18 protein-coding genes are annotated in these 16392 nt (G+C 53.4%); 12 read left to right on the top strand and 6 right to left on the bottom strand.

Annotated elements, in window-relative coordinates; genetic code table 11:
* The first annotated feature begins 44 nt into the window (after window positions 1-44).
* Window positions 45-3137 (top strand): MMPL family transporter, encoded by a 3093-nt coding sequence (locus tag AV656_RS11940; RefSeq protein ID WP_063182991.1) that lies wholly within the window; start codon window positions 45-47, stop codon window positions 3135-3137.
* Window positions 3138-3244: 107 nt separating this feature from the next.
* Window positions 3245-3661, top strand: coding sequence for a VOC family protein (locus AV656_RS11935; protein WP_063182255.1), 417 nt, complete (start codon window positions 3245-3247; stop codon window positions 3659-3661).
* On the opposite strand, the gene AV656_RS11930 is transcribed toward AV656_RS11935, so the two are convergent.
* Complete coding sequence (locus tag AV656_RS11930; RefSeq protein WP_063182253.1) at window positions 3623-4090, bottom strand: hypothetical protein; 468 nt, start codon at window positions 4088-4090, stop codon at window positions 3623-3625. The genes AV656_RS11935 and AV656_RS11930 overlap by 39 nt on opposite strands.
* Before the next feature lie 137 nt (window positions 4091-4227).
* Between AV656_RS11930 and AV656_RS11925 the strand changes: the two genes are divergently transcribed.
* Genes AV656_RS11925 through AV656_RS11915 form a run of 3 tightly spaced genes read left to right on the top strand, consistent with a single transcriptional unit; the run spans window position 4228 to window position 6588 of the window.
* Window positions 4228-5094: a hypothetical protein gene (locus AV656_RS11925; RefSeq protein ID WP_063182251.1), complete on the top strand. Its 867-nt coding sequence runs from the start codon at window positions 4228-4230 to the stop codon at window positions 5092-5094.
* A gap of 13 nt (window positions 5095-5107) precedes the next feature.
* The gene (locus tag AV656_RS11920) at window positions 5108-5728 is read left to right on the top strand and encodes an HAD family hydrolase (protein ID WP_063182249.1); all 621 of its coding nucleotides are present in this window, start codon (window positions 5108-5110) and stop codon (window positions 5726-5728) included.
* Window positions 5729-5757: 29 nt separating this feature from the next.
* Window positions 5758-6588: a GNAT family N-acetyltransferase gene (locus tag AV656_RS11915; protein WP_063182247.1), complete on the top strand. Its 831-nt coding sequence runs from the start codon at window positions 5758-5760 to the stop codon at window positions 6586-6588.
* Between the two features lie 4 nt (window positions 6589-6592).
* Here the strand turns inward: AV656_RS11915 and AV656_RS11910 are convergent, their stop codons facing one another.
* Window positions 6593-7033 (bottom strand): hypothetical protein, encoded by a 441-nt coding sequence (locus tag AV656_RS11910; RefSeq protein ID WP_063182246.1) that lies wholly within the window; start codon window positions 7031-7033, stop codon window positions 6593-6595.
* Window positions 7034-7259: 226 nt separating this feature from the next.
* On the opposite strand from AV656_RS11910, the gene AV656_RS11905 reads away from it, so the two are divergent.
* Window positions 7260-7670 carry an HIT family protein gene (locus AV656_RS11905; protein ID WP_063182245.1) on the top strand — a complete coding sequence of 137 codons (411 nt, stop codon included), beginning with the start codon at window positions 7260-7262 and terminating at the stop codon, window positions 7668-7670.
* Window positions 7667-8194 carry a GNAT family N-acetyltransferase gene (locus AV656_RS11900; protein WP_063182244.1) on the top strand — a complete coding sequence of 176 codons (528 nt, stop codon included), beginning with the start codon at window positions 7667-7669 and terminating at the stop codon, window positions 8192-8194. Before AV656_RS11905 ends, AV656_RS11900 begins: the two co-directional genes overlap by 4 nt.
* Window positions 8195-8242: 48 nt before the next feature.
* On the opposite strand, the gene AV656_RS16695 is transcribed toward AV656_RS11900, so the two are convergent.
* Window positions 8243-8365, bottom strand: a complete 123-nt coding sequence (locus AV656_RS16695; protein ID WP_269447389.1) for a hypothetical protein — start codon at window positions 8363-8365, stop codon at window positions 8243-8245.
* A gap of 226 nt (window positions 8366-8591) precedes the next feature.
* On the opposite strand from AV656_RS16695, the gene ggt reads away from it, so the two are divergent.
* Complete coding sequence (gene ggt / locus AV656_RS11895; protein WP_063182243.1) at window positions 8592-10241, top strand: gamma-glutamyltransferase; 1650 nt, start codon at window positions 8592-8594, stop codon at window positions 10239-10241.
* 30 nt (window positions 10242-10271) lie between these two features.
* The gene (locus AV656_RS11890) at window positions 10272-11879 is read left to right on the top strand and encodes an L-lactate permease (protein ID WP_063182241.1); all 1608 of its coding nucleotides are present in this window, start codon (window positions 10272-10274) and stop codon (window positions 11877-11879) included.
* Between the two features lie 215 nt (window positions 11880-12094).
* On the opposite strand, the gene AV656_RS11885 is transcribed toward AV656_RS11890, so the two are convergent.
* Window positions 12095-12592: a GNAT family N-acetyltransferase gene (locus AV656_RS11885; protein ID WP_063182239.1), complete on the bottom strand. Its 498-nt coding sequence runs from the start codon at window positions 12590-12592 to the stop codon at window positions 12095-12097.
* A 140-nt stretch (window positions 12593-12732) separates the two neighbouring features.
* On the bottom strand, window positions 12733-13173 hold the full coding sequence (locus AV656_RS11880) for a YtoQ family protein (protein ID WP_063182236.1): 441 nt from the start codon (window positions 13171-13173) through the stop codon (window positions 12733-12735).
* Between the two features lie 356 nt (window positions 13174-13529).
* On the opposite strand from AV656_RS11880, the gene AV656_RS11875 reads away from it, so the two are divergent.
* The 3 genes from AV656_RS11875 (at window position 13530) to AV656_RS11865 (ending at window position 15846) form a co-directional block, all read left to right on the top strand.
* On the top strand, window positions 13530-13922 hold the full coding sequence (locus AV656_RS11875) for a DUF5412 domain-containing protein (protein ID WP_063182234.1): 393 nt from the start codon (window positions 13530-13532) through the stop codon (window positions 13920-13922).
* Between the two features lie 146 nt (window positions 13923-14068).
* Window positions 14069-14968 (top strand): UV DNA damage repair endonuclease UvsE, encoded by a 900-nt coding sequence (uvsE, locus tag AV656_RS11870; protein WP_063182231.1) that lies wholly within the window; start codon window positions 14069-14071, stop codon window positions 14966-14968.
* Between the two features lie 134 nt (window positions 14969-15102).
* Window positions 15103-15846, top strand: coding sequence for a class I SAM-dependent methyltransferase (locus AV656_RS11865; protein ID WP_063182229.1), 744 nt, complete (start codon window positions 15103-15105; stop codon window positions 15844-15846).
* A gap of 79 nt (window positions 15847-15925) precedes the next feature.
* Here AV656_RS11865 and AV656_RS11860 read toward each other — a convergent pair whose 3' ends face one another.
* Window positions 15926-16165 carry a hypothetical protein gene (locus AV656_RS11860; protein WP_063182227.1) on the bottom strand — a complete coding sequence of 80 codons (240 nt, stop codon included), beginning with the start codon at window positions 16163-16165 and terminating at the stop codon, window positions 15926-15928.
* Window positions 16166-16392 lie beyond the last annotated feature (227 nt).

Raw genomic sequence — 16392 nt, 5'->3', positions numbered from 1 at the left:
GGAATGAACATTCATTCCTCATGCTGATAATGAAAGGTGATCCGATGATGAAATCAAAGACAGCAAGAATCACGGCGCTCGTGCTCTGGCTGGCGGCCACGGTGCTGGCCGTCGTCACTATGCCGGACATGGAACAGCTGGTACGGGAAAAAGGTCAGGTCTCGATTCCCGACTCATTCCAGAGCGTCGTTGCGGATGAGATGGCGAAAGACCTGAGCGGCGATGGGGACCGGTATGAGCTGATTGCCATCTTTAACAGCGGCAATGATGAGGTACTGACCGAAACCCAGGTCGAGGAGATCCGGTCCGTCATTGAGGGACTGGAATCAGACCGGAAGACACTCGGAATCACGGATCTCCTGACGCCATTTGACAGCGAGCAGGCGGAGGCCCAGCTTGTGTCCGAAGACGGGACGACTTACCTGACACAGATCTCGGTCGACCAGGCGCAGGGTGAGCTGAAGGACGTCCGGAAAGACATTGGGGAAGCGGTGAAGGCGAAAGGAATCGACACGTACCTGACCGGCGCCGGTCTGATTTCCGATGACTTTTCGAGCTCGACGCAAGATGGCGTGAAAAAGACTGAGCTGATTGCGGTCGTCTTTATCGTGCTGATCCTGATCGCGGTGTTCCGCTCCCCGGTCGTGCCGTTTATCTCGCTGCTTGGCGTCGGAGTGTCGTACCTCGTCTCGCTCGGCGTCGTCACGCAGATGGTCGACAAATGGGACTTTCCGTTTTCCAACTTCACGCAGGTGTTCCTCGTCGTCATCCTGTTTGGAATCGGGACCGACTACAACATTCTGCTGTTCACGCGCTTCAAAGAAGAACTGAGCTGCCAGGAAAGCAAGGTCGCCGCCCTTATTGAAACGTACCGGACTGCCGGCAAGACCGTTCTCTACAGCGGCGTCGCGGTCATGATCGGTGTAGCGGTGCTCGCGCTTGCCGAGTTCTCGCTGTATCAGTCGACGTCTGCAATCGGCATCGGTGTCGCAGTGCTGCTGCTCGTCCTCATGACGCTGAATCCGTTCTTCATGGCTTTGCTCGGGCGTAAGATGTTCTGGCCGTCGAAGACGTTCGAAGGGCACGGCGACAGCAGGCTCTGGCATTTCCTGTCCAGACAGTCGGTGCTCCGGCCGTTTCTCGCGCTGCTGTTCACACTTGCTGTCTGCGTGCCGTTCATCCTTCTGCATGACGGGACGCTGAACTACAACGACCTGTATGAAGTGGACGACAAATACGAGTCCAAGCAGGGCATCAATGTGATTGAAAAGCACTTCGAACCCGGCTTTTCATCTCCCGCGACTGTGATGATCCAGACGGATGAACCGATGGATTCGCAGGAAGCGCTGAAGACGCTGGATGAACTGGCCGCCAAGCTCGGAAAGGTCGATGGTGTCTCCGAGGTTCTCGCGCCGACCCGTCCGGCCGGCGAACGTATCGGGGAACTTTATATCGACGACCAGTCGAGGACACTCAACAGCGGTATCGGCGATGCGAAGTCGGGCGTCGAAGAACTTCGTCGCGGACTGACGGATGCGGAAGGGCAGGTCGTCGGCGGAAGCAGCACCGACCTCTCCAATGTCCAGCGCCTGATTGACGGCACCGGCGAATTGAGGAGAGGCGCCGCTTCCCTTCAGGATGCCCTCGGCCAGGTAACGTCCGGCATGCAGGACGGGGCTGCCGGTGCCGGAGATATCCGGCAGGGACTTGCCTCGGTCAATGAAAATGTCCGGACCCTTCAAAATGGAGTTGCCGAACTTCATGACGGCTACACAGCGATCGAATCGGGTCTCGGCTCGTTCACGCAGTCCTTCAACGGCATCCGCGAGGCGGTGACCGGTGCCCAGGGAGCGTTCGGACAGATCGAGACCTCGCTCAACGCACTGATCGAAAGCAATCCGGACATGGCACAGGACCCGAATGTCCGGCAGGCGCTCGGGACGGCCAAAGCGGCACAGGAACAGCTCGCCGGCCTGACCGCCCAACTGGACGAGATGACGCCGCAGTATGAGGGCGTGCTTGCCAAGTTCCGCGAAGCGAACGCCTCGCTCCAGTCCGTGGAAGACGGCCTGGGCACCCTGCAGACAGGAGTCGGCCAGCTTCAGTCGGGTGCCTCTGAACTGGAATCGGGCCTGAATGAGGGGGCAACCGGTGCCGGACGGATCCAGCAGGAATCCGGCGGGCTCGCGACCGGGCTCGATACGGTCAATGACGGACAGAGGCAGCTGATGGCGGGGCTTTCCGACCTTCAGGAAAAGATGGGCCAGCTTCAATCCGGCCTCGCGGCAAGCACAGAAGGCCTCGGTCAGATCAGCGAAGGGCTTGAAGAGGCGCAGAGCTTCCTCGGCGGCCTGAGCGACTCCGAAGCTTCCGGCACGTTCTACGTTCCGCAAGACGTCCTTGAAGGTGAGGACTTCCAGGAGGCAATCGACATGTATATGTCACCTGACCGGAAGACCGCACAGATGACGGTCATCCTCGACGTCAATCCGTTTTCCGCGGAAGCGATGGATGTCGTCCAGGTGGTCCGTGACCAGGCACAGTCGGCGGTGAAGGGCACGGAACTGGCGGATGCGGAACTGGCCGTCGGCGGCAAGTCTTCACAGAACGCTGACCTGCAGGAGATGTCGGCGGGTGACTTTAGCCGGACGGCAGCGATCATGCTGATCGGCATCGCAATCGTGCTGATCTTGATCACGCGCTCCATTCTCCAGCCGGTCTTCATCATCATTTCGCTCATTCTGTCGTACTTCACGGCGCTCGGTGCGACCGAGTTGCTGAGCAACTGGTTCCTCGGCATGGGCGAACTAGGCTGGAACGTGCCGTTCTTCAGCTTCATCATGATCGTCGCGCTGGGCGTTGACTACAGCATCTTCCTCATGATGCGCTATAAGGAGACCGGGGGCGATCCGAAGACTGCGATCGTCGACGCCGCCCGCCACATCGGGAGCGTCGTCATCTCGGCCGCGATCATCCTTGGCGGCACGTTCGCCGCACTGATTCCGTCAGGCATCCTGACGCTCATCCAGGTCGCGATGGTCGTCATCGTCGGGCTTGTCCTCCTGGCCTTCATCATGATGCCGATCCTGCTACCGGCACTGATCGCATTGTCGAACAGGACGAAAGTGGAGAATTAAAAAAGAAGCCTCCGAACCAATCATGGTTTGGAGGCTTCTTGCTGTCTGAAGGAGAACCGGGACGGGAAAGAGAATGTTAACTGAACAAGCTTTCAGGAGGGATATCGATGAGCGGAAAGTTGTTGAGAGTCGGGACCGTCTACGTTCCCGTATCGGATGTGGACCGGTCGGCCGGATGGTACGCGGAGCATTTGGATGCGGAAGTCAGTTACCGGGATGAGGACAAAGCGATCATTAATCTTGCAGGCCAAAGCTTCTTTCTAGTAAAAGCAGCAGAAGGCGAGCGTTCGAATTTCACCGATATCCATGGCGCGGAGCGCTTTTCGCTAACCTTTGAGGTGGATGGCCTGGAGGCACTTGAATCCGTCCATGGGGAATTCAGGGTTAAAGGAGTCAATGTCGGCGACATCGAAGACCGGGGCCACGCCGGGCGGAATTTCGTGTTTGCCGACCCGGATGGCAACCGGTTCGATGTATGGAGTGAACTAAGCCCGGTTTATAGAGACAAATTCCTTACGCCTTAAACCCGAGGAACTGATCCAACGCTTGATGAGCCCGCCGACTGCCCAGCCGAACACGGCGTGGCCGAGCGTCCACCAGATCCATGCCTCGCCGTCTGAGAAGTCCGGCGGCTGCTCGGACAGCGCGGTAAGTGAAAACAGCAGTCCGCCGCCGATCGAATAGACCGCGATATACGGTGCGATCTGATTTTCCATTCCGAACGGCCTTAGCATGTAATACAGCACGACCACGCTCGCGATGCAGGTGATGTTGTGGAACATGAACCCGACCAGCCAGACGGGCTCCCATGTGTTCACGACCGGTATGTAGTCAAAGTTGAACAGAAGCACATACGCGGGGCTCCCGGTCACCCATTGAATCACCTTCATGACCGCAATCATTACCAAACCCGCGATAAAACCGATGAGCGCAAGCATTCCGACCTTTTTCATTGTCTGTCACCCCGGAATCTTAAGAATAGTTTTCTATTCCCCGGTTCGGGACGGGCAAACGGAATCCCGGACGAAGAATGACAGCGAATCCACAGATTGGTAAAGTGAGAGGCAAGAAGTGAAGGGAGTTGGGGAGGATGGACCACCAGACGGAATGGAGACTGGATGCCGCGCGAATGCTCACAGAGAAACTGAGAAAGAAAACCGGCATCCGGGCGGTAATGGTCGGCGGCTCCGCGGCACGCGGATATTCTGACGTGTATTCGGACCTGGAACTGATCGCCTACTGGGACCGGCCGCCGGGCACGGAGGAAAAACGGGCCATCGCCGGGGAACTGGGGGCTGTCCATCGGTATCCAATGATCGACCATGGTCACGAGAGCGCCCTCGAAATTGGAAACTTCCCGGTGGACCTGTGGCACAAATCGGTGTCAGTGGAAGAAGAGGTCATGGAGCGGGTGCTGAAGAGCTTCAGCACGGATCTCGGGGACAACAATGTGGTCGATACGGTGCGCACCGGCATCCCTCTTTACGGTGAGGATCTGGTACAGGTGTGGCAGGCAAGGACAGAGCAGTACCCGGATGAACTGGCCCGCCGCTTCCTGGGCGAGTACCTTCCGCACTTCCACCTGCGCCAGCTCCACTTCGCAGCCCACCGCAACAACCCGGCGGCTTTCTTCAACATCCTGAGCAACATCCATTCCAGCCTCTTTATCGTCCTGCTCGCGCTGAACGGCTCCTACTTCCCGACTTATAAATGGATGTTCAAGCGTCTTCATGAGCTGCCGGTCAAGCCGGAGAACCTGGAGTGGCGGCTAAGGGAAATGTATCGGGAGTCACCAACCGTGGCGGCCGGGAGTCTTCGGGAAGTGCTTGAAGAAACGCTTCAGCTTGTAGAGGCGCAATATCCGGATCAGGACACCGAGTTTGCCAGATATGGCGTGGACCAGCCGCTGCCGGAACGGTTCTCCGAGAGCCCGTTTGAGCCGAATAAACAGCGATAAGGAGATGGATCGAGTGTACAAAACCATTATTTTCGACGTTGATGGAACACTGATTGATACGGAAAAAGCAGTGTTGGGCTCACTTCAGAAAATGCTGAAAGAGGACTACGGCAAACAGGTGCAGCTTGAAGATCTGACTTTTGTTCTCGGGATTCCCGGCTCCAGTTCACTGCCAAAGCTGAATATCCAGGATATTGATCACGCAAACGAGCGCTGGAATCATTTCATGAAAGACTTCTTTCATGAGATTAAGGTCTTTGACGGCATGAAAGAAGTAATGGAGACCTTAGAGAACAGAAACCTGGTTCAGGGAATCGTGACGTCAAAGACGAATCAGGAAATTATAGATGACTTTGAACCGTTCGGGCTTTCGGATTATATGACCTACACGGTCTCTGCCGATGACACAGAAAAACACAAACCCAACCCGGACCCCTTATTAAAGTTTCTGGAGATATCTGGAGCAGACCCGGAAACCTCCATCTATATCGGGGATACGGTTTACGACTATGAATGTGCAAGAGATGCGGGGATCGACTTCGGAGTGGCATTATGGGGCTGCAAACATCCGGAGAAGATATCCGCAACATACAACTTTGAGAAACCCCAGGATATCTTAGACATACTGGGATAAGAGGGAGCGGTATGCAAGGGGGTGAACCAATGATTACAGAATTAAAACGAGCCGAATTTAAGAAGTGCAGGGGTTTGTTGAATAAGCAGGGTCAGCTGGAAGCGCAAGCGATCGTTGAAGGGGTAAATCCGGGGCGGATATTTGTGGATGATGTGGAGTCTCCTGCTTCCGGGCTGATCTGGCTGGGCAACAACGATGGATTTTTGTTTATTGGGGATGAAAAAAATGAAGGGTTCAATGCTGAGATCCATCATTTCATCGATACCGTGATAAAGCCGGAGGCGGAGAAGGTGGGACTGGCTTGGTTTGAAGGGGTCGGGAACCACCCCAAGTGGGATCAGACGATTGAAAAGGTGTTTGAATCCAGGAAGTTAGGGACCTGGAATCAGAAGGTCTATACCTTACATAAAGATGACTTTATTTCCGGTTTGGAACATCCTCTTGAAGAAGGGTACAAAATCGAAAAAATCGACCGGCCGCTCTACAACAACAGGAATCAATCGATCAGCAACATCGGGTTTCTGCATTCCAAAATACTCGAGTTCTGGCCGTCACCGGAGGCCTTCTTGAATACGGGTATCGGTTATTGTGCGGTTTATAAAAGTCAGGTGGTCAGTGTCTGTTTTTCCGGATTTGTCGTGGATCATGTCCACTGTGTGGATATCGAGACACTGAAGGAGCACCAGGGCAAGAAGCTTGCACAGCATGCAGCGCTTGCTTTCGCGGAAGATTGTCTGGAGCGCGGTCTTCTCCCGTATTGGGACTGTATGGAGTCAAACACCCCTTCGGTGGCCGTCGCGGAGAAGCTGGGGTTCAGAAATGCATTCGACTATAAGGGATATGAATTTATGTTTGAGTGATCGGTCAGGATTGATCTTCTGTATCGCAGAAGATCCAGCCAAGTACTGTTCCATATAGGGCATGTCCCGCGAGCCACCAGGCGAAGGACGCCCAGTCGTCGGGTGCCGGTGTACGCTCCGACAAAGAAGTGACCGGCCAGATCAGGACACCGACCAGGGCATTCACAGTGATAAGCCAGACGATGATGCGGGAACCGAGCATCCGCAACCGTCTGACGAGCCATAAAAGGACAGTCGAGAGAATGACCGAGACGATCAGGTGGAAGAGGAATTCAATCGGAGCGGGATAGGTGACCGCGTTCACGACCGGTATATAGTCGACATTCATGAGGAGCGTATACACACGCCGGCCGCTCTGTTCTTCAACCGCCCACAAAAACGCCCCCAGCACAATGCCGCTGATGATTCCGGCTCCGATGCCGTGCCACACCCATTTCTGTTTCATCCCTGGTCACCTCCCATCTTTCTCCAATTGTACAGGATAAGCGGATAGATGTTAATCGGAGAGCAGTCAACCTTCCGGGCAGCAGTTACAGCAATTCTGCGGTAACCGCCGATTTCGTGATTCGGGCTTTAGGTTTCGTCACTCAGAGGCTCAGTCTCGTCATTCACAGCCGTTATCAGAGGGAATGACGAAATCGGAGAACAACGAGTTGGGAAGGGGAAAGCCCATGTCGTCCTGTATCTTTTGCGACATCATTAATAGGATAGCGGAGGCGCACATCATCTATGAGGACGACCTCGTCTGCTGTTTCCTTGATAAGTTTCCGATCAATCCGGGCCATGTCCTCGTCGTGCCCAAACGGCATGCGCAGGAATTCACCGATGTGGATCCGGAAAGCCTGAAGGCGGTGATCCTGGCTGCACAGAAAGCTACGCGAGCGATTGAGTCAGCCTTTGGAACAGACGGCATCACCGTCATGCAGAATAACGGGGCGTTCAAAGATGTGGAGCATTATCATATGCACATTGTTCCCCGGTACAAAGGAGACGGTTTCGGATGGACGGAGCCGGAGATTGACTTGGCTTCAGTCAATTTTGACTTCCTGGAGAAGAAGATCAGAGGAGCGATGCAGGAATGAGACTGCAAACCGAACGTTGTGTATTGGAGCCTCCGGCTGCGGGTGACCTGAATGACGTCCAATTGCTCTATGGGAACGAGAAGGTCCGCGCCTTTCTGGGCGGAACAAGGACAGGCGCCCAAGTGGAGCGGGCATTCGCGGATATGCTCAAGAACCCTGAAAGTTGCTGGATGATCCGGAAACAGGACGACGGGGCATTTCTCGGTACCATTTCGCTGGACATTCACCATGACGGGGAGGCGCTGGAAATTTCCTATCAGCTCATGCCCGAGTACTGGGGCAGGGGCTTCGGAACCGAGACGGCAAAGGAAGTCATCCTGCATGCTTTCCGTGACCTGAGGCAGGAACGGCTGCTCGCAGAAACTCAGGCCGCCAACACGGCTTCCCGCCGATTGCTGGAGCGGATTGGAATGAAAGAGGAAAGACGGGTGGAGCGGTTCGGGGAGGAGCAGGTGATTTATTCGCTGAGCCGTGAGAGTTTTGGAACAGATGATCCCCCTCCGATTTCATCAATCGGGCTTTAGGTTTCGTCATTCCGCGGCTCAATCTCATCATTCCTCCGATTAATTTCGTCATTCGCGACCGTCTTTGAAGCAAATGACGAAACTGTCGTCCGGAATGACGAAATCGAAGATCAGCATTGAAAGGCCGTCCGGCACTTGCCTGACGGCTTCCTTATCTTTAATAAAAGCCAACGTTTGCATAACCCAGAAGGTCCGGCCCCCCAGCAACAGTATCGCCGTTTTTCTTGAGCAGCCGCCTATAAGACCAGCATTGATGCCGCCATCCGTGGCGGTTTTTTTGTGCCCGGTGAATGTCCAGACATATTGCTAGTTGTTCACCTAAATGTCACTTCTTTCAGTTTTGTCGGAATTCTCGGGGGAAGGAGGAACTAGAGGAAGAATTATAAGGAGGGGTAATTTGCCGGAGAAAGTAGAGAAAAATAGGACTTTATTCGAGACAGGCAGGCCTGTTGCGCGTGGTACGAATGGAGCGGTTGCTTCGCCCCATTATCTGGCGACACAGACGGGAGAGAATATCCTCAGGCGTGGCGGCCACGCGGTGGATGCCGCCATTGCGGCCAATGCCGTCCTCTGCGTAGTACTCCCGCATATGGCCGGACTGGGCGGAGACCTCTTTGCGTTGGTCCGGGACCGGAATGAGGGGGAGGTCAAATCGCTGAATGGCAGCGGCAGGGCCGGAAACAGGGTGAGCCGGGACGTTTACAAAGAGAATGACTATGGCAACATTCCGGAACGCGGGCCTTTGGCGGCCATTACAGTTCCCGGGGCGGTTGATGGATGGTGGGCTCTCCATTATGAGTACGGAAAACTGGATTGGCCCACCCTTTTTGAAGACGCCATTCATTATGCCGAAGAGGGTTTTCCGGTTACGGATAAATTGAGCGGTTACATCGCCGACAAGGTTGATTTATTAAGAGAATTTGCGACAGCGGGAAAGGTGTATTTAAAAGATGGCCAGCCACTTTCACCCGGTGAACAGCTCGTTCAGCCTGATTTGGCGTGGTCTTTAAAACAGATCCAACGTTACGGGAAAGAGGCATTTTACAATGGTGCCATCACAGACAAGATCATCAAGGCGATGGAAGAGTACGGTGGTTTGCTGACCAGGGAAGATTTCGAAAAGCATACGTCTGAGTGGGACGAACCTTTATCCGCGACGTATAGGGGATACGATATCTTCCAGGTTAAACTGAACACCCAGGGCATTGCCGTTTTGATGATGCTGAACATGCTGGAGAAATACGACCTCCAATCGATTCAAGACGGAAGCGCGGATTATTATCATCTGCTGGCCGAAACTGCCAAGCTGAAGTTCCGTTACAGGGATGAATGGGTGACCGATCCGGAAACCATCGACCTCCCCTATGAACGGCTCCTGTCCAAATCGTTCTCGGCAGAAGTCAATCAACGTTTCTCATGGGAAGAAGCCTTTCCAACAGAGACTCTGGAAGACTTGCCGGATGTCAAACCGGGGCGCGATACCGCCTACCTCTGTGTGGCGGACCGGGAAGGCAACTGCATCTCGCTGATTCAGAGCATCTACCATGAATTCGGATCCGGATTCATGCCGGAGGGCTGCGGTTTCTTGATACATAATCGCGGGTCCCACTTTAGCCTGGAAGCGTCACACCCCAATTCATTGGAACCGAACAAGCGCACATTCCACACCATTATCCCCGGAATGGCGCTAAAGGATGGCAAACCGTTCATGCTGTTCGGTTCGATGGGCGGGGAAGGGCAGCCCCAGACCCAGTGTGCCATGCTGACCAGAGTCATCGATTTCGGCTATGACATGCAGCAGGCCATTGAAGCACCGCGTTGGCTGTATGGAAGAACGTGGGGAGCGGACAGTTCCACGCTGAAGCTGGAGGGGAGAGTCCCGGATGACGTGATCGAAGAATTGAAAGGCCGCGGACACGAGGTGGAAGTGGTCGACAACTTTGATCAGGTTATGGGACATGCACAGGGCATCCTGATTGACCCGAAAACCGGGATTTATAGTGCAGGAGCGGATCCGCGTGGGGACGGAATCGCCTTATGCTGGTAAGTAAGTTTCACTGCAATGGAGGGATGAATAATGGACAATAACTTGCCGGTCGATATCCTGCATTGGTCACTGGCGATTTCCCCGCTGATCCTGCTGCTTGTCATGATGATCGTCTTAAAATGGTCAGGCGGCACTTCCGGCTGGATCGCCATGGCGATTGCAGCAGCCATCAGCTACTTCATGTTCGAGGCGCCGCTGGACAACATTGCGGTCGGATTCGGCAAAGGACTGTGGGAAGCCTTTTTCATACTGCTGGTCGTATGGTTTGCATTGATGCTTTACCATATCACCGATGAATCCGGATCATTTAAAGTCATCCGGGAAGAAATTCAGAATCATAGTGAGAATAAACTGTTCCTTGTGCTCGGCTTTGGCTGGGTGTTTGCGTCTTTCCTGCAGGGGGTGGCCGGATTCGGTGTTCCGATCGCCGTGGTCGCACCGCTTCTTGTCGGAATTGGAGTTAATCCGATCCCGGCAGTGATCATCCCGTTGATCGGGCATGCGTGGGCCAATATGTTTGGCACACTTGGTGTCGGCTGGATTGCGACCTTGAGCGCAGTTGAGATCGAGAATACGACTGCGACGCTCCTTTATACGGCCATCCTCTTATGGATTCCGAACCTGCTGGCCGGCCTGATGATCTGCTGGCTGTTTGCCCGGTGGGAAGGGGTCAAGGAAGGTCTTCTTGCGGTACTGGTGATCTCGCTGATCCATGGAGGCGGACAGCTGGCAATTGTCAGCTTCAATGCTGAATTGAGCGCCTTCATACCCGGAATACTGGCTCTGGGTGCACTGTTCCTGCTGGCAAAACGGGAGAAGTACAGTGAGAAATCCGAGACGGAAGAAGAGACAGAGATTATGGAGGAATCTGGCTCCGAGGAAGAAGAAAAGCCGGATATTTCCCTGCATCAGGCCTTCATGCCCTATTACTTCCTGACGGTAGTCAGCGTCGTTTTTCTCGGCATCCAGCCGATCCAAAGCTTCTTGGACCAGGTCCAATTCGGCTTTTCTTTTCCGGCGGTGGACACAGGCTATGGGTTTGAAGTGGAAGCAGAAGAATCGTATTCCCCGATCGCTCCATTTACCCATCCGGGATTCTACCTGCTGTTGTCTGCAGTTTTCGCCTTCTTCTGGTACAAACACTTGGGCCTGCACCGGGATGACACGCTGAAAAATGTCTGGGAAGGAATCAAGGGCAATGCTTTAGGGGCATCTCTTGCGATTACCGGCTTCCTGACGATGACGATGATCATGGAAAGCTCTGGCCAGACAGGTGTGCTCGCACTTGGGATCGCAGAAGTATCAACGCCGGCGGTTTATGCGGCTCTCGCGAACGTGATCGGGATGATGGGGGCGTTTATGACCTCATCGAGCACGTCATCCAACGTTCTGTTTGCTCCGCTGCACGGAGCCGTCGTGGATTCGATGGATGACTTATCCCTTCCGCTCGTCATTGCTGCACAGGGAACGGGCGGTTCCATCGGCAATGTCATCGCTCCTGCCAATGTCGTACTGGGAACGAGCACGACGGGTTCTCAAGGAAAGGAATCCGAAGTGTACAAAGTTACACTCGTATTCGCACTGATTGCCGGTGTCTGTGTGTCGGGCGTGACTGTCTTGTTGCACTTCATCGGATGAATCATTTCGTCATTCCGATGAGGCTGACAGCGGGACTTGCCGATTTCGGCATTCAGGTATTAGGTCACATCATTCAGAGGTCCAATCTCGTCATTCGCCCTAATTATTTCGCCATTCACAGCCGTCTTTAAAGCGAATGACGAACCTGTCGTCCGGAACGACGAAATTGGAGACAACATTAAAGAAGCCGTCCGGCACCTGCCGGACGGCTTTCCTCATTCAATGATCTTCGCCATGTAATATTCATCCGCGTACCTGCCGTCGACGACGAGCGAGTCACGCTTCACGCCTTCCACTTCGAATCCCATCTTCCGGTAGAGGGCAACGGCAGCATCATTTTCTGTCATCACGGTCAGCTCTAGGCGCCGGAGTCCGCGTTCGCGAGCCCAATCTTCGAGCCTTCGGAAAAGTGCGGTGCCGACACCTTTGCCTCGGGCACGGTGATGGACGCCGATGACGACATAGGCGCGGTGGCGGGTGCGGCCGGTGTCATCGCCGCGTGCAATCAGGTAGCCAGTGATTCCGCCGGTGTCTTCCGCGACGAACAAGGCGGAAGCGGAGTCCCCCAGGAAATTCACGATCATCTGCTCCACCTGATCCGGAGAGAGCCGGCGCTCGCCAGGCCCGAACAGCATCATCCCGGATTCTTCTGCGCTGGCGATCGTCTCCGCAAGACCCGCCGCATCAGCCGAGACAGCTTCCCGCACCTTCATTTCATCACAACCAGTCTTTCACATAAGCCAACAGACCGAGTACCGCTCCCGCCACAGCACCAAAGAAGATGTAGTAGCCGGTGTAGATGTCAGCGGGGCTGAGTGATTTGTTTTCATTCTCCATAGTGGGCGACCTTCGCTCAGTCAAAGATGTACTTCAGTGCCTTGATTGCCTGGTCGCAGTCTTCCACGGTGGCGCTTGCCTTGCGGGAAAGCTCCTTCAGCGCATGGATATGCTGCTCCGGACGGATAAGGATGAGCGGCTTGCCGAGTGCAACGGCAGCACTTGCGTCCATTGCGGTGTTCCACTGCTTGTATTTCTCGCCGAACAGGGCAATAACGAGGTCGGCCTTCTGCATCAGCACTTCGGTGCGCAGGTTGTTGAAGCTCGATGCCGCCCAGTCCTTGTAGAACGGCCCCGGCTGTTCGCCGATGATCTCTTCACCGATGTTGTCGGAGCGGTCATGGTTCTCCTGCGGTCCGACAAAGTCGATCGGCAGTTTCAGGGCAGCCGCTTTCTCTTTGATTTCATCTCGCCAGGATGAATGGATTTCCCCGGCCAAATAAACAGTCAAACGCATATCTATCGCCTCCGCAGAAAATTCAGTCTGCTTCATTGTATCATGAGTCGCCGCACAATTGCTAAAATGGAACCAGACACAGTCTGACACGCAACCTGTCACATCGGACAGCAATATTTATTAAAAACGGTCAGAGGGGAGAATCATCAGTTTGGAGGAAGTGCTTTGAATAAAATCAACTATAACAATCCAGTTGTGGCAAGCTTTCTGCTGCTTGGAATCATCTTTATAATTTTAGGATTTTCCAGAGGGTTTGTCTTCTTCATCGTAGGAGCACTTTTAATCCTTGGTGGTATAAGAGCAAATCGGAAATTGAACAAGTAATGGTATTAAGAGGACGGAAGTGTGAGGGTTATATGAGATCAGAATCCCTGAGGGGTAATGAACTTAATAAAGTGCTGAAGATTGTTGGGGGCATCGTACTGCTGTTTGTGGGAATGGCTGCCTACGGTGTGTATTGGCTGTTCTTTGACATGGACAGGCTTCCTTCGGGGAAATACCTGACAGAGGAGACTTCGCCAGATGGAACGTACACGCTTAAAGCGTACATAACAAACGACGGGGCAACGACACCGTATGCCATTCGGGGAGAGCTGGTCTTTAATGAGAAAGAGAATAAAACCAAAACGATTTATTGGGATGGCCGGGAAGAAACCGCATCGATTGTTTGGACAGACTCGGACACGGTAGTGATCAATGGGCATTCATTAAATGTGCCGCATGACCGATTTGATTATAGAAATCAATGATCGGCATGGAAGAGATAAACACTAAAAAGCAACGTGATGTCAGCCTGCCCCTTCCTTCCTTGAAAAGATTCGCCGTCCCACGGTAAAACTCCATGAATGGGGTAAAGATATTCAAGAGACGGAGGAACGGACGGGAGGACAATAGGATGAAAGTCGGCTATGCCTGCATTAATACAACATTAAAAGGCGGTTTCCGCACATGCCGGGTGGCGACGGCGGAGCGGGAAGGCGAGCACACACTGAAACAGCTGACGCTTGAGAACCTGCGTCAGACGAAGAAGATCATCGGATGGAACATCGTGAACGGCATCGGGTTTTACCGGCTGAGCAGTGACCTCATCGTCCTTGCGACGCACCCGGTGAATACCTGGGACTGGGCGAATGATCCCGATGTTCGAGAGGTCTGCGCGGAGATCAAGTCTCTCCGCGACCGCTTCGGTCTCCGGATCTCGATGCACCCGGGCCAGTATTCGGTACTGAGCTCGCCGAACCCGGACATTGTCAAAAAGACACATGAGGACCTCGAGCATCACGCCACCCTTATGGAACTGACCGGGGCCGAGGACATGATCCTGCATCTCGGCGGGAAGTATGGCAACCCGGGAGCTGCACTCAAGCGGCTCATCGAGGAGACGGAACGGCTCCCGGACTGGATCCGCACCAAACTGCGGTACGAGAATGACGACCGGACATACAATTTAGCTGACGTCCTCTATGTATGCGAAGCGGCCGGCATCCCCGCCTGCTTCGACATCCACCACCACCGCTGCCATCCGGCGGACGAGCCCCTTGACGCGTTGCTTCCGCGTGTCTGGAAAACGTGGGAGCCGGTCGGCATCCCGAAAATCCACATCAGCTCCGGCCGTGACCGCCCTGACGACCGTCCGCACCACAACTATATTCTGCCCGAAGACCTCGACTGGCTGCTCGCCGAACTGGACGGGAAGGACGTAGACATCATGGTCGAGGCGAAAATGAAGGAGCAGGCGGCGCTCGAGGTGCTTGAGATGCTGAAGGAGCGGGGGATGCAGGTGGACGAGCCGTAGGAGTGAACGAAGGGACCATCGGTTTCGATGGTCCTTTTAGGTTGTCGAATTGCCTCCCTCAAAGTGGTGGAGGGATCTGTTGAACCGTATGATAGAAGGGAAGCGGGAGGGTTATATGTGAAGGGGGTATACAGATGAGTCGTGATGAGAGTTTTTACGACAAAGTCGGAAAGGTAAATGGTTGGGATTTTAGTGATTTGAAGGTTTTATCTGAGGGTGTTGAATGGGATTTTTATGAAGAGGTGAAAAGCAGATGTAACAATACGGGGGTGTTGTTGGACATCGGCACTGGCGGTGGTGAAAATTTGTTGCAGCTTTCAACTTCACTGCTTTTCACAATAGGAATTGACTTATCCAATGAAATGATTAAGAAAGCCGAAATGAACCTTAAGAATTCAACTGTGTCTAACGTCAGGTTCTTTCAAATGCGTGCTGACGAACTGCGATTCCCGGATGGTTTTTTTGATATCGTGACAAGCCGTCACGCTCCATTCTCCTCTAAAGAAGTATTTAGGATTTTAAAGACCAGTGGACGGTTTATGACACAGCAGGTGGGTGAATCAGATAAGTTGAATATCAAAAAAGCGTTTGGTCGAGGACAATCCATCAATGAAGAAGATGGAGCATTGAAGGAAAGATACATACGGGAACTGGATGAAGCAGGTTTTTCGCATGTTCAGGCATTTGAATATGATGCAACCGAGTACTATCAAAGATCCGAAGATCTTCTTTTTTTGCTGAAGCACACACCAATTGTTCCGGACTTCGGCCGGGATCAAAATGACAATAAAATCTTGAATGATTTTATTGAAGCGAACCGAACTGACAAGGGGATCCGGACAAATTCAAAACGGTTTTTAATCATCGGGGAAAAATGAAAAAACGACCTGCAATGGGTCGTTTTTTTGATGATTAGGATTAGAAGAAACCCATACAGTGGACTGTACGGGGCAAACGTCATCTGTTGCCAAAATCCCCGGAGAATTTCCTTACGACGGCTTGTACTTCATCCAACCGGTCCGGCTTGATGAGGCTGATCATCTTCGGGATGAACTCCTGGATCTCCTGCTGTGAGAACGTGCCCTCATCCTGCTTCCGGAAATTTTCCGTCAGAATGGCCTTTGCCTCATCTTCCTTGCCTTCCTGTACCCGCTCCAAGATGAAACTCATGAACTTTTCCTGGCCTTGCTTGTCCATGTCACTCGCCTCCAAAGAACAATTGATGTACTGCAATGATAACATTGACCGGAGTTGTACATCCAAGGGTAGCATTTAAGTTGGATGAAGTTCCCGTACCTATTCGGACCGCATACAATTGGGCAGGCAGGAATTTAAATGCTGAAATTGAATGATTACAATAAAGACCTCTCTATTACTAGATTTTCTTCCCATCTTCTTTAAGACAATAGAAGAATTATGTAATT

The organism is Bhargavaea cecembensis (assembly GCF_001619585.1).
In the GTDB taxonomy this organism is placed as follows: Bacteria; Bacillota; Bacilli; order Bacillales_A; family Planococcaceae; genus Bhargavaea; species Bhargavaea cecembensis_A.
The sequence above is the reverse complement of the archived record's forward strand: the minus strand, read 5'-3'. Positions and strand labels throughout refer to the sequence as shown.

Coding starts and splice junctions, on each gene's coding strand:
- AV656_RS11940 (WP_063182991.1), top strand. CDS start 45: ATGATGAAATCAAAGACAGCAAGAATCACGGCGCTCGTGCTCTGGCTG.
- AV656_RS11935 (WP_063182255.1), top strand. CDS start 3,245: ATGAGCGGAAAGTTGTTGAGAGTCGGGACCGTCTACGTTCCCGTATCG.
- AV656_RS11930 (WP_063182253.1), bottom strand. CDS start 4,090: ATGAAAAAGGTCGGAATGCTTGCGCTCATCGGTTTTATCGCGGGTTTG.
- AV656_RS11925 (WP_063182251.1), top strand. CDS start 4,228: ATGGACCACCAGACGGAATGGAGACTGGATGCCGCGCGAATGCTCACA.
- AV656_RS11915 (WP_063182247.1), top strand. CDS start 5,758: ATGATTACAGAATTAAAACGAGCCGAATTTAAGAAGTGCAGGGGTTTG.
- AV656_RS11910 (WP_063182246.1), bottom strand. CDS start 7,033: ATGAAACAGAAATGGGTGTGGCACGGCATCGGAGCCGGAATCATCAGC.
- AV656_RS11905 (WP_063182245.1), top strand. CDS start 7,260: ATGTCGTCCTGTATCTTTTGCGACATCATTAATAGGATAGCGGAGGCG.
- AV656_RS11900 (WP_063182244.1), top strand. CDS start 7,667: ATGAGACTGCAAACCGAACGTTGTGTATTGGAGCCTCCGGCTGCGGGT.
- AV656_RS11890 (WP_063182241.1), top strand. CDS start 10,272: ATGGACAATAACTTGCCGGTCGATATCCTGCATTGGTCACTGGCGATT.
- AV656_RS11885 (WP_063182239.1), bottom strand. CDS start 12,592: ATGAAGGTGCGGGAAGCTGTCTCGGCTGATGCGGCGGGTCTTGCGGAG.
- AV656_RS11880 (WP_063182236.1), bottom strand. CDS start 13,173: ATGCGTTTGACTGTTTATTTGGCCGGGGAAATCCATTCATCCTGGCGA.
- AV656_RS11875 (WP_063182234.1), top strand. CDS start 13,530: ATGAGATCAGAATCCCTGAGGGGTAATGAACTTAATAAAGTGCTGAAG.
- uvsE (WP_063182231.1), top strand. CDS start 14,069: ATGAAAGTCGGCTATGCCTGCATTAATACAACATTAAAAGGCGGTTTC.
- AV656_RS11865 (WP_063182229.1), top strand. CDS start 15,103: ATGAGTCGTGATGAGAGTTTTTACGACAAAGTCGGAAAGGTAAATGGT.
- AV656_RS11860 (WP_063182227.1), bottom strand. CDS start 16,165: ATGGACAAGCAAGGCCAGGAAAAGTTCATGAGTTTCATCTTGGAGCGG.